The sequence below is a fragment of the Holdemania filiformis genome (genome assembly GCF_003459085.1).
Classification (GTDB): Bacteria; Bacillota_I; Bacilli_A; order Erysipelotrichales; family Erysipelotrichaceae; genus Holdemania; species Holdemania filiformis.
In genome coordinates, this window is sequence record NZ_QRUP01000026.1 from 1 (window position 1) to 12,520 (window position 12,520).

Below are 12,520 nucleotides of genomic sequence, written 5' to 3' on the forward strand. Positions count from 1 at the left end.
TGGGCAATCCTATATGGAAACTTGGCGGACCCGGAAAAACGGGAATGGATTCGACAGATATGCGAACACGATGAGAATCTCAGAAAGGTGGTCAGGAAGATGAGTGAAATGACGATGGACTTTGAAGCGTACTTCAGAGAAACAAAGGCGATCATGGCGGAACTGGAAAGAGCGGATCGTCAGCGGGAATGGCTGGAACAGGGCAAACGGATGGGTAAGCAGGAAGGCTTGGAACAAGGCATAGAACGAGGCTTGGAACGAGGCGAATTATGCAAAGTCATTAAACTGGTGCTGAAAAATGTGAAAAAAGGCAAGTCCGTTCCAGAGATCGCGGAGATTTTAGATGAAGATGAAACTTTAATTCGTCAGATATTTATCTGTCATGAAGAACATCCTGAATGGACCGCGGATCAGATTGCAACGAGAATAAGGAGCTAGAATCGAGCTTCCTATTCTAATTTCTATTTATGAAAATTGTTGATAAAATTGATTGGCGGAATAGACGAGGCAGCTGGATTACTTTTGTTTCTTAAGCTGAGCGTTGCTTATGTATGCCAGGCCGGAATACGTCCCAAGAAAGGCATGGATTCCGGCTTTTTGTAATTTAGGCTGAAGACATCGGCAATACCGCCAGTACAAAGCGGCTGATTATCTAAAAGCTTGAGAATTTGAGATCAGGAAAGTAACCTGAATTCAGAAAAAATAAGTAGAAAGAACAGAGAAAAATGAAGGAATCCTTAAACAACAGGATTAACCGTTGCGAATTAGAACGGTATTCTTTAAAATGAGAACAATGAAACATCGCAAATCATCCGAATCTTTCCTGCTTATCAATCTAAGCAGAACTTTGGATGAGCTTGCGCAAGGAGGCTGCCATGTTTAATTTATTTAAGAAACCTGCGTATTGCGACATCCTGGCACCGGTTGACGGCATCAGTTTGCCCTTGGAAGAAGTGCCGGATCCGGTATTTGCGCAGAAGATGATGGGCGAGGGAATTGCATTTCGTTTTGAAGGCGAAAAGATTCTGTCGCCGCTGACCGGCACAGTGCTGCTTGTAGCGGCAACGCGTCATGCGGTCGGATTAAAAGGCGCCAATGGCGTTGAGGTGCTGCTGCATGTCGGCATGGATACTGTGGAGCTTCAGGGCCGAGGCTTGGAAGTTTATGTTCAGCCTGGTGCAAAAGTCCGGGCGGGAGAACCGCTGATCCGGATTGATCGGGGATTTATGGAGAAAAATCATATCGATCTGACGACGATGCTGGTCGTAACCAACGGCGGCGGGTATCAGCTGGAAATTGCCAAGACCGGGGTGGTTAAGACCGGCGATCCTGTCATTCGTGTGACGCGTTGATAAATCCGGTCAAAATCGAAAATATCCCTTGACTAAAGGGTTAAATCCGCTTAGAATAGTAATGCTGTCGAAGGCAGCAAGTTTTATTATGCGTGGGAGGACGGTGTTGCACCTGTCCACTAACCACAGCACAGACAATCAATTTTAAGGAGGAATGTCTTGTGAGCAAGAAAGTTGCAAAGATTTGTAAGCTCCAGTTCCAGGCAGGCGGAGCCCGTCCGGGACCGGCGCTGGCCTCTGCAGGCATCAACATGCCGCAGTTCTGCAACGCATTTAACGATGCGACCAAGGATCGTGCAGGCGATATCGTTCCTGTCATCATCACAGCGTATGAAGACAAGAGCTTTGATTTCGTTCTGAAAACGACACCAGCCTCAGTACTGATCAAGAAGGCTGCCGGTATCAAGTCCGGATCGGGCAGTGCCAAAGCCAACATCGTCGGAAAGATCTCTCTGGAAAAGTGCAGAGAAATCGCTGAGTACAAGATGCCGGATCTGAACGCCAATGATGTAGAAGCAGCAATGCGGATTATCGCCGGAACAGCGCGCAATATGGGCGTCGCTGTCGAAGGCATGGAATAAGAGAGGGACATCACGATGGCAAAAAGAGGTAAGAAATACACAGAGGCCCTGAAGCAGGTCGACACAGCGAAGCTGTACAGCCTGACGGAAGCGGTAGCTCTGGCGAAGAAAATCAACACAACAAAGTTCGACGCATCTGTCGAAATCTCCTTCAACCTGAACGTCGACCCACGTCACGCTGATCAGCAGATCCGCGGCGCGATGGTTCTGCCGAACGGCACAGGCCGCTCCCAGAAGGTCTTAGTCGTGACTCAGGGTGCGAAGGAACAGGAAGCCAAGGATGCCGGCGCAGATTTTGTCGGCGGCAAGGAAATCCTGGAAGATATCAAAAAGGGCTGGTTCGGATTCGACGTGATCGTCGCGACTCCGGATATGATGGGCGAACTCGGCAAGCTGGGTAAGATCCTGGGTCCTAAGGGCTTGATGCCGAACCCGAAGACGGGCACCGTCACGATGAACATCGCCAACGCTGTCAACGAAATCAAGAAAGGTAAGGTTACTTACCGTGTTGACAAAGAAGGCAACATCAACGTTATGATCGGCAAGTGCTCCTTCACTGACGAACAGCTGGCGGAAAACGCGAAAGCGCTGTACAACGTGATCGCGAAGGCACGTCCGGCGGCAGTCAAGGGTAACTACATGAAGAGCATCACGGTTTCCACAACGATGGGACCGGCGATTCGTGTCGCTGCTGAGTAATTGCTTGACAATTACGCAAACCCTGTTAAAATTAGTTTGTTATCAATATACCATAGACAGCAACGGCCTAACGGCTTAATCAGGTTGCCGAGGTAGGAAGATCAACTTTGAACTTTCAAAACCCGTGCTGTCTTGAGTGCGGGTTTTTATATTCAGGTATATTGTGACAGTATAAAATGGAGGTGTACGGAATGAAAGATGCGGTATTAGAATCTAAAAAGGCAGTCGTTTCCGAAATTCAGGAAAAAATGACCGCCAGCCAGTCAACAGTCGTTGTTGAATACCGTGGTCTGACAGTTGCCGAAGTCACTGAGTTGAGAAGAAGCCTGCGGGCTGAAGGCATTGAATTCAAGGTTTACAAGAATTCCATGTCCCAGCGTGCCGCTGAGGCTGCCGGATTCAACGAACTGACAGAACAGCTGACCGGACCAAACGCAATCGCATTCTCTGATGATGCTGTTGCGCCAAGCCGCGTGCTGGCGAAGTTCGCCAAGAAGCACGACAAACTGGTTCTGAAAGGTGCGATCGTCGAAGGTAAAGTCGTCGGCGTCGATACGATTAAGGAACTCTCCAGCCTGCCGAACCGTGATGGTATGCTGTCGATGCTGCTGAGCTGCCTGCAGGCGCCTGTCCGCAGCTTCGCTTGCGCTGTGAAAGCAGTCGCTGACAAAGACGGAGAAGCTGCTCCTGCTGAAGAAGCAGCTGCTGAATAACAAAACTGACCAAGGAGGAATAAGAACATGGCAAAGTTAACAAATGCTGAAATCATCGAATCTCTGAAAGAGATGACAATTCTGGAACTGAACGAACTGGTAAAAGCGATCGAAGAAGAATTCGGCGTAACGGCTGCGGCTCCGGTTGCAGCAGCGGCTCCGGCTGAAGCTGCAGCGCCTACAGGACCGACTGAAGTTTCCGTATTCCTGAAGGAAGTCGGCGCTTCGAAGGTTGGCGTCATCAAGGTTGTTCGTGAAATCACTGGCTTAGGCCTGGTTGAAGCGAAGGGCTTAGTTGACAAGTGCCCAAGCGCGATCAAGGAAAACATCAAGCCTGAAGAAGCGGAAGAAATCAAGAAGAAACTGATGGATGCCGGCGCTTCTGTCGAAATTAAATAAGTTTCGTACAATCCGACAACAGAACAATTCCGTCACGACGGCGGAATGCAATTAGCCCATGGGAGGCGATCGAATGAGTCATTACTTTACTGACAATCGTCAACTACCACAAAACCGGAAGGAGATTTCTTTCCGGTTTTCGGGCTTTATTATCCCTTTGATCACGGATAACGGCGTGTTCTGTAAAAGTGAAGTGGATTTTGGATCGTATGTCCTGTTGAAAACGATAAAAGAAGAACCGCTGGGAGATCACATATTAGATCTGGGCTGCGGCTACGGCGTGATCGGCGTCACGGTGAAAAAAATGTTTCCGGACGCTGAAATGCTGATGGTGGATGTCAATCCCCGGGCGGTCGAGCTGGCTGTTCTTAATGCGCAGAAGAACAGCGTGGAGGCTGAAGTTCGGGTATCGGATATCTTTGGGAATGTCACTGAAACGTTGAGCGATATTCTGACCAATCCGCCGATCCGGGCGGGCAAAAAAGTGATCTATGCGATGTTTGAGCAGGCGTATGACCATTTGCGTCCGCAGGGACATCTGTATGTGGTGATCCGCAAGCAGCAGGGCGCGCTCAGCGCTAAAGCTAAAATAGAGGAAATATTTGGCAACTGCGAAGTGATCAACAAGGAAAAGGGATATTACATTTTAAAATCGACAAAAACAGATTGACAACTTGTGTTAAGTTTGGTACTATATTAAATTGCAAAAATGTATAAAAGTTAAGGGGGTTTCAGGCCCTTTTAGCCGTTGTTAACACTGTTATGAAAGGATGGCGTACATGGAAAAAATGCAGAACTACCGTATTGAAAAACTGGGTAAAAAGGCAGAACGCCGGAATTATTCCAAGGTCAGCGGCAACCTCGATCTTCCTGATCTGGTTGAAGTGCAGACTCAGTCTTTTGAATGGTTTATCAGAGAAGGCATCAGGGAAGTTTTTGAAGATATTTACCCGATTCAGAACTACGGTGGAAATATTCGCCTGAAATTCGTAGATTACGAATTCGGCACGCCAAAGTATACCGTCAACGAGTGCAAATACCGGGAGGCGAATTTCGCCGCGCCATTGAAAGCGAAAATGGAGCTGGAAATGGTTGACAATACAACCGGTGAAGTACTGACAAAGTGGGAAGATGTTTTCCTGGGCGAATTCCCGATGATGACGGAAACCGGAACTTTCATTATCAACGGCGCTGAACGTGTTATCGTTTCTCAGATTGTACGTTCGCCAGGCGCTTATTTTGATATTGCTTCCGAAGATAAAACTGGCAAAGATAGCTACAACTGTGAACTGATCCCAAGCCGCGGCACGTGGCTGGAGTTCATGACTGACGGCAAGAAGGCGGCGTTAGGCCGGATTGTCAACATGTCAGTCGACCGCAAACGTAAAATTTTATCCACTATCCTGTTCAAGGCGATCGGTATGTCCTTGAACCTGGAAAAGAGCGAAGACGGTTTTGATACGGCGGAAATCCGCCGGTTCTTAAAAGCGTTGGGACTGGAAGTGTTCGAAGAGAACATCGTCGAGGGTGAACCGCGCGAATTCCTGAACCTGTATATGCTTTTATATACCTCGTTCTTCGGCAACTATGAAGAAATCCGCAACACGCTGGCCGCCGATAAGATCAAGACGAGCAACGAGGCGCTGCTGGCGATCTATGAAAACCAGCGTTCCGATGAAGTTCCGACGATCGACGGTTCGGTTAACTTGATGAACGCCAAGTTCTTCGATCACCGCCGGTATGACCTGACCAAGGCCGGCCGGTACAAATTAAATAAGAAACTGTCGCTGACGGATCGGATGGAAGGCACCTATTTGGCCGAAGACGTTCTGAGCGGCGAAGGCAAAGTGTTGTTTGAAAAAGGCACGTTTGTCACGAAGAAGGAAAGAAACGTCCTGCGCGTGGAAATGCTCAAGGGCAGCCATGTAACAGCTTTCCCGTTCGTGCATGAATTCTCGCATCCAGATACTTCCATGATGGATACATCCTGGAGTCTGGGGCTGATCGGCCGGATTCTGGCCAACGACGTCGAGTGCGGCGACCGCCTGTTTGAAAAGGGTACCGTTCTGACGGAAAAAGATATTGAAGCCCTGGCGAAGGAAGTCAAAGAAGTTCGCGTTTATTCCGGACTGGTGGCCAAGCCGGTCGCACTGACGGCGGAAAACGCCTCCGCGGTCCTGAATTACGGTCACCGTTTCTTCGTGATCGGCCGGTTGACGGCGAATAACGAAGACATGACCAACAACGGCGAGCTGGTGGTAGACCGCTACATCCCGGATGAGGATTACTCGAAGCTGAGCGCTTCCGAGCAACAGGTCATCATCGAACGCGCACATCAGAATCAGGCGATCACAGCCTGGCTGGTCGGCGCGGCCGTGCAGACGATTCAGGTTTCAACGTCTGCGGATTGCAGCAATCCGATCAAGATCGTGGCGATCGACCCGATCAACCAGAAAAAGACGATCACGATTTCCGACATGTACGCCTTCTACAGCTATGAGCTGAACATGATGGACGGCGTCGGCAGTGTCGATGATATCGATATGCTGGGCAACCGCCGGATCCGCACGGTCGGCGAATTGATCCAGAACCAGTTCCGGATCGGCTTAAGCCGAATGGAACGGGTCGTTAAAGAAAGAATGTCAATTGCCGAGGCGGCAGGTCTGACGCCGAAGCAGTTAACGAATATCCGTCCGCTGACCGCGGCGATCAAGGAGTTCTTCTCCTCCTCGCAGCTGTCGCAGTTCATGGATCAGCAGAATCCGCTGGCGGAGCTGACCAACAAGCGCCGTATTTCCGCGCTGGGCCCAGGCGGCTTAACGCGTGAGCGCGCCGGCTTCGAAGTCCGTGACGTTCACAACAGCCATTACGGCCGGATCTGTCCGATTGAAACGCCGGAAGGTCCGAACATCGGTCTGATCTCCAACCTGACAACCTATGCGAAGATCAATGAATACGGCTTTATTGAAACGCCGTACCGTCTTGTTAAAGAAGACGGCGAAGTCACGGAAGACTATGTTTACCTGTCGGCGGATGAAGAAAACGACTACGTCATCGCACAGGCGAACGAAGTGCATGACGGCCGTCTGATCAACGACATGGTCGTTGCCCGAAAAGCGGGAGAAACAATCATGGCTCACCGCAATCAGGTTGAGCTGGCGGACGTTTCACCGAAACAGATCGTTTCCGTCGCAACCGCCTGTATCCCATTCCTGGAAAACGACGATGCTTCCCGTGCCCTGATGGGCGCGAACATGCAGCGTCAGGCTGTACCGCTGCTGAATCCGCATTCTCCGTATGTCGGAACCGGTATGGAACACCGCATTGCGCGGGACTCCGGCAGCGCCTGCATCTGCACCGGCAACGGGGTCGTCACCTATGTGGACGCGAATAAAATTGTCGTCACCGAAGATGAAGGCGAACAGCGCGTTTATGAGCTGCAGAAATTCCGCCGTTCCAACGCCGGCACCTGCATCAACCAGCGGCCGATCGTCAAGCATGGCGAACGTGTGGAACGCGGCGATATCCTGGCCGACGGTCCTTCAATGGAAAAAGGCGAGCTGGCGTTAGGCCAGAACGTGACGATCGCGTTCATGACCTGGCACGGTTATAACTACGAAGATGCGATCATCATGTCCGAGCGGATGGTCCGCGACGATGTCTACACTTCTATTCATATTGAGGAATACGACATTGAATGCCGCGAAACGAAGCTGGGACCTGAAGAAATTACCCGCGACATTCCAAACGTCAGTGAAAATGCCTGCCGCCACCTCGACGGCCGCGGCATCGTCATGGTCGGTGCGGAAGTCAAGGAAGGCGACATCCTGGTCGGTAAGGTCACCCCGAAGGGCCAGAGCGAAATCTCCCCGGAAGAAAAGCTGTTGTTGGCGATCTTCGGTGAAAAGTCCAGAGAAGTCCGCGACAATTCGCTGAAAGTACCGCATGGCGGCGCCGGCATCGTCCATTCAATCCGCATTTTCAAGCGCAATGAAGGTCACGATCTGCCGCCGGGAGTCAATGAAGTCGTTAAAGTCTATATCGTTCAGAAACGTAAGATTTCTGAAGGTGATAAAATGGCCGGCCGTCACGGCAACAAGGGCGTTATCTCCAAGATCCTGCCGATCGAGGATATGCCGTATTTGCCGGATGGCACACCGATCGATATCATGCTGAACCCATTCGGCGTTCCATCCCGTATGAACATCGGACAGGTTCTGGAAATCCATCTGGGCATGGCCGCGAAGACGTTGGGCGTGAAGTTTGCGACGCCGGTCTTCGACGGAATTTCCAATGATGAACTGAAATCGATCATGGAAGAGGCGCAGACCTCCCAGGACGGCAAGCTGGTGCTGCACGATGGCAAGACCGGCGAACCGTATGACGAACGGATTTCTGTCGGCGTCATGTATATGATTAAGCTGGCGCACATGGTCGACGATAAGCTGCATGCCCGTGCAACCGGCCCGTACAGCTTAGTTACGCAGCAGCCGTTAGGCGGTAAGGCGCAGAACGGCGGCCAGCGTTTCGGCGAAATGGAAGTCTGGGCGCTGGAAGCTTACGGCGCCGCGCATACGCTGCAGGAAATCCTGACTGTGAAGTCGGACGATATCGTCGGCCGCACGAAGACCTACGAAGCGATCATCAAGGGCAAGGATCTGCCGGAACCGGGCATTCCTGAATCGTTCCGCGTCTTGAAGCATGAGCTGCAGGCGCTGGCGATCGACGTCAAGATGCTGGATGAAGAAGGTCTGGAAGTCGATATGAAGAAGATGGAAGCAGACGAGATTAATGAAGTTGCAGCCCTGGAGAACGTCGTATCCGAAACCTCGGCCGAGGTTCCGGCCCAGGTCATCGACGAGGAGGATCTGCCGGAAGAAGCGGCTGTAATCGGATTTGATGACGAAGACGTTGAGTAAAGGAGGCGTAAGCGATGAGTGTCAATAAATTTGCCGCCATTCAGGTCGGTCTGGCATCCCCGGAACGAATTCGCGAATGGTCCTATGGCGAAGTCAAAAAGCCGGAAACGATTAACTACCGTTCTCAAAAACCAGAACGGGACGGCTTATTCTGCGAACGGATTTTCGGTCCTTCCAAAGACTGGGAATGTTATTGCGGAAAATACAAGAAAGTACGCTATAAAGGCGTAATCTGTGACCGCTGCGGCGTAGAAATCACCAAGAGTTCCGTCCGCCGCGAACGGATGGGTCACATTGAACTGGCAGCTCCGGTTGCGCACATCTGGTATCTGCGCGGCATTCCAAGCCGCATGAGCCTGCTGCTCAACATCACGCCGAAGGCGCTGGAAGAAGTCGTTTACTTCGTATCCTGGGTCGTTACCGATCCGATGGATACGCCATTGGCTGTCAAACAGATCCTGTCAGAAAAAGAATACCGTGAGAACACCGCACTGTACGGTCCGGGCAGCTTTGTCGCCCAGACCGGCGCGGAAGCGGTCAAGACCTTGTTGGAAAAGGTCGATATTGAGAAAGAACATGAGATCGTCATTAAAGAACTGGAAAACGCGAACGGCGACAAGCGCAAGAAATTGATCAAGCGCCTGGAAACCATCGACGCGTTCCGGCATTCCGACAACAAGCCGGAATGGATGGTCTTAAGCGTACTGCCGGTCATTCCGCCGGATTTACGCCCGATGCTGCAGCTGGACGGCGGCCGTTTCGCCACCTCCGATTTGAACGATCTGTACCGCCGTGTCATCACCCGGAACAATCGTTTGAAGAAGCTGTTGGAGCTGGGAACTCCGGCGATCATCGTTCAGAACGAAAAACGTATGCTGCAGGAAGCGGTCGATGCTTTGATCGACAACGGCCGCCGTTCCAAGCCGATCACCGGCGCGGGCGGACGGGCGCTGAAATCCCTGTCGCATTCCTTAAAGGGTAAGCAGGGACGTTTCCGTCAGAACCTTTTAGGGAAGCGTGTCGACTTCTCCGGCCGTTCCGTTATCGCGGTTGGACCGGACCTGAAGATGTATCAGTGCGGTATTCCGCGTGAAATGGCAATTCAGCTGTACAAGCCGTTTGTCATCAATGAAATTGTGAACCAGGGCATCGCCGGCAATCCGAAAACAGCGGAGAAGCTGATCGACCGCCAGGATCCGCGCGTCTGGGACGTCGTGGAACAGGTCATTGATAATCACCCGGTCTTCCTGAACCGTGCGCCGACGCTGCACCGTCTGGGCATCCAGGCGTTTAAGCCGAAGCTGGTCGAAGGCCGTGCAATCCGTCTGCATCCATTAGTCTGTACGGCGTTCAACGCCGACTTTGACGGCGACCAGATGGCTGTCCATCTGCCGCTGTCCGAAGAAGCCCGCGCCGAAGCGGAAATCCTGATGCTCGGTTCCAACAACATTCTGGGTCCGAAGGATGGTAAGCCGATCGTTACGCCGGGCCAGGACATGGTCCTGGGCAACTTCTATCTGAACATGGAAGAAACGGCCGACGAATTCTTTACGAAGGCTGATTTTCTGGATACGCTGGGCGATCATGAAGCGGCTGAAATGTGGCGCCGGTTCGGCACCAACGAAGGCCACGTCTTCAAGGACACCAACGAAGTCTTAATCGCGTATCAGAATAAGCAGGTGCATCTGCATACCCGCATTGCCCTGCCGGGATACGCTCTGCATAAGAGCTGCTTCACGGAGAAGCAGAATCATTCGTACTTGGTAACGACAGTCGGCAAGGTCATTTTCAATGAAATGTTCCCGGCAGACTTCCCGTATATCAATGACGTCAACAAGGCAAGCTTACAGGCGACGCCGGATAAGTTCTTCCTGCCGTTAGGCACGAACATCAAGGAAGCGATCGCTGCCATGCCGCTGAATCCGGAATTCAAAAAGAAGGATTTGTCGAACGTCATCGCTGAAGTGTTCAACCGTTATAGAACGGAAGGCACTTCCGATATCATGGATAACATCAAGGACCTCGGCTTTGAATATTCCACGGTTGCGGGCATGACCGTATCCCTGGCGGATATCAATGTCGTCCCGAACAAACAGAAATATGTTGAGGAAGGCCGCGCTCAGGCGGATAAGCTGGATAAGCTGCTGAGCCGAGGCATGTTGACGCCGCCGGAATGGGAACGTCACTTCTCGAAGCTGTGGGCAGATATCAAGGATGAAATCGGCGATGCCGTTATGAAATCCCTGCCGCGTAAGAACCCGATCAACATGATGGCGGTATCCGGAGCGCGAGGCAACAAATCCCACTTTACTCAGCTGTGCGGCATGCGTGGTCTGATGGCCCGTCCGACGCAGTCGAAGTCCAAGAAAGAATACCAGCCTTCGATTATCGAAGTTCCGATTTACTCTTCTTTCCGTGAAGGTCTGAATGTGTCCGAGTTCTTTATCTCGACTCACGGCGTGCGTAAAGGTCTGACCGATACCGCGCTGAAGACGGCTGAATCGGGTTACCTGACCCGCCGTCTGGTCGACGTCGCTCAGGATGTCGTCATCATCGAGGAAGACTGCGGAACCGACCGCGGCTATCTGGTTGAGGATATCGTCGACCGCAAGACCAACACGATCCTCGAACCGTTGGCTGAACGCTTAATCGGCCGTTACAGCCAGGATGCGATCGTTGATCCGAACACCGGTGAAATTCTGGTCGAAGCGGATACCTATATGGATGAAGCGATGGCGCAGCGCGTGGTCAATGCCGGCGTCACCAAAGCTTATATCCGGAATACGTTTACCTGCGAAAGCACCAACGGCGTCTGCCGCAAGTGCTATGGCCGCAACATGGCGACCGGCAAGCTGGCGGAAGCCGGCGAAGCGATCGGCATCATGGCCGCGCAGTCCATTGGTGAACCAGGCACACAGCTGACCATGCGTACATTCCATACCGGCGGCGTCGCTTCCGGTAACGACGGTGATATCACGCAGGGTCTGCCGCGAGTTGAAGAACTGTTTGAAGCCCGCTGCCCGAAACATGTCGCGGTTCTGTCCAAGATCGACGGTGAAATCACCGAGATCAGCGAACTGGAAAACAAGAGCGGCATGCGCATCGTGGTCACCAACGAAAAGGAAAGCATCGAACACAAATGCGATTTGACGCAGACGATCCGTTCCTGGCTGAAAGTCGGGTCCCAGGTCGTTGCGGGCGATAAGCTGACCGAAGGTCAGGTTAACCCGAAGGAACTGCTGGAAGTCGCAGGCGTGATGGAAGTTCAGAACTATATCCTGAAGGAAGTCAAAAAGGTTTACGCTTCCCAGGGTATCGAAATTTCCGATAAGCACATCGAAGTCATGATCCGTCAGATGCTGCGGAAGATCATTGTCATCGACGGCGGCGATACCGGCTTAAGCGCAGGCCAGACGCTGTCCCTGAACAACATCACCGGCATCAACCGCGCTTGTCTGTTAGCGGGCAAGCATCCGGCGGTCTTCGGGCCGACGCTGCTGGGTATCTCAAAAGCGTCTGTCGAAACCGATTCCTTCCTGTCGGCGGCGTCCTTCCAGGAAACCACCAAGGTCCTGACCGAAGCGGCGATCAAGGGCAAGGTCGACCATCTGATCGGTCTGAAGGAAAACGTTATCATCGGCAAGCTGATCCCAGCGGGAACCGGCTCAAAATTCGAGCGCGAAACGACGCGCATGATCGAAGAACGGGCAGCGGAGCTGCGCGAGGAACGGGAAGAACGTTCCGTCGATCTGGAAGAAGATGTCAAGCTTCCTGAAGAAATGCTCGGCAACCACGCTGAACCAGCGGTCTAAAATGAACGAGAGAGGGAATATCCGAAAGGAATGTCCCTCTTTTTT

Annotated in this window: 9 protein-coding genes and 1 other annotated feature; all 9 genes read left to right on the top strand. The window is 52.0% G+C overall.

Annotation, left to right across the window (positions count from 1 at the left end):
• Positions 1–99 precede the first annotated feature (99 nt).
• The 9 genes from DWY25_RS15510 (at position 100) to rpoC (ending at position 12,475) form a co-directional block, all read left to right on the top strand.
• Positions 100–438 carry a hypothetical protein gene (locus tag DWY25_RS15510; RefSeq protein WP_117895988.1) on the top strand — a complete coding sequence of 113 codons (339 nt, stop codon included), beginning with the start codon at positions 100–102 and terminating at the stop codon, positions 436–438.
• Between the two features lie 437 nt (positions 439–875).
• Positions 876–1,352: a PTS sugar transporter subunit IIA gene (locus tag DWY25_RS15515; protein ID WP_244926000.1), complete on the top strand. Its 477-nt coding sequence runs from the start codon at positions 876–878 to the stop codon at positions 1,350–1,352.
• A gap of 161 nt (positions 1,353–1,513) precedes the next feature.
• On the top strand, positions 1,514–1,933 hold the full coding sequence (gene rplK / locus DWY25_RS15520; protein WP_006057336.1) for a 50S ribosomal protein L11: 420 nt from the start codon (positions 1,514–1,516) through the stop codon (positions 1,931–1,933).
• A gap of 15 nt (positions 1,934–1,948) precedes the next feature.
• Positions 1,949–2,632, top strand: a complete 684-nt coding sequence (gene rplA / locus DWY25_RS15525; protein WP_117895990.1) for a 50S ribosomal protein L1 — start codon at positions 1,949–1,951, stop codon at positions 2,630–2,632.
• Between the two features lie 32 nt (positions 2,633–2,664).
• Positions 2,665–2,790, top strand: a sequence feature (ribosomal protein L10 leader region).
• Positions 2,791–2,823: 33 nt separating this feature from the next.
• On the top strand, positions 2,824–3,345 hold the full coding sequence (gene rplJ, locus DWY25_RS15530) for a 50S ribosomal protein L10 (RefSeq protein ID WP_117895991.1): 522 nt from the start codon (positions 2,824–2,826) through the stop codon (positions 3,343–3,345).
• 27 nt (positions 3,346–3,372) lie between these two features.
• Positions 3,373–3,744, top strand: a complete 372-nt coding sequence (rplL, locus tag DWY25_RS15535) for a 50S ribosomal protein L7/L12 (RefSeq protein ID WP_006057333.1) — start codon at positions 3,373–3,375, stop codon at positions 3,742–3,744.
• Between the two features lie 73 nt (positions 3,745–3,817).
• Positions 3,818–4,414: a class I SAM-dependent methyltransferase gene (locus tag DWY25_RS15540; protein WP_039863549.1), complete on the top strand. Its 597-nt coding sequence runs from the start codon at positions 3,818–3,820 to the stop codon at positions 4,412–4,414.
• Between the two features lie 109 nt (positions 4,415–4,523).
• A complete protein-coding gene (gene rpoB / locus DWY25_RS15545; protein WP_117895992.1) occupies positions 4,524–8,663 on the top strand; it encodes a DNA-directed RNA polymerase subunit beta in 4,140 nt (1,379 codons plus the stop codon).
• Positions 8,664–8,677: 14 nt separating this feature from the next.
• The gene (gene rpoC / locus DWY25_RS15550; RefSeq protein ID WP_117895993.1) at positions 8,678–12,475 is read left to right on the top strand and encodes a DNA-directed RNA polymerase subunit beta'; all 3,798 of its coding nucleotides are present in this window, start codon (positions 8,678–8,680) and stop codon (positions 12,473–12,475) included.
• The last annotated feature ends 45 nt before the right edge of the window (positions 12,476–12,520 follow it).

Excerpts from the sequence above, each read along its gene's own strand:
- rpoB (WP_117895992.1), top strand. The coding sequence starts at position 4,524 with ATGGAAAAAATGCAGAACTACCGTATTGAAAAACTGGGTAAAAAGGCA.
- rplA (WP_117895990.1), top strand. The coding sequence starts at position 1,949 with ATGGCAAAAAGAGGTAAGAAATACACAGAGGCCCTGAAGCAGGTCGAC.
- rpoC (WP_117895993.1), top strand. The coding sequence starts at position 8,678 with ATGAGTGTCAATAAATTTGCCGCCATTCAGGTCGGTCTGGCATCCCCG.
- DWY25_RS15540 (WP_039863549.1), top strand. The coding sequence starts at position 3,818 with ATGAGTCATTACTTTACTGACAATCGTCAACTACCACAAAACCGGAAG.
- rplJ (WP_117895991.1), top strand. The coding sequence starts at position 2,824 with ATGAAAGATGCGGTATTAGAATCTAAAAAGGCAGTCGTTTCCGAAATT.
- rplL (WP_006057333.1), top strand. The coding sequence starts at position 3,373 with ATGGCAAAGTTAACAAATGCTGAAATCATCGAATCTCTGAAAGAGATG.
- DWY25_RS15510 (WP_117895988.1), top strand. The coding sequence starts at position 100 with ATGAGTGAAATGACGATGGACTTTGAAGCGTACTTCAGAGAAACAAAG.
- DWY25_RS15515 (WP_244926000.1), top strand. The coding sequence starts at position 876 with ATGTTTAATTTATTTAAGAAACCTGCGTATTGCGACATCCTGGCACCG.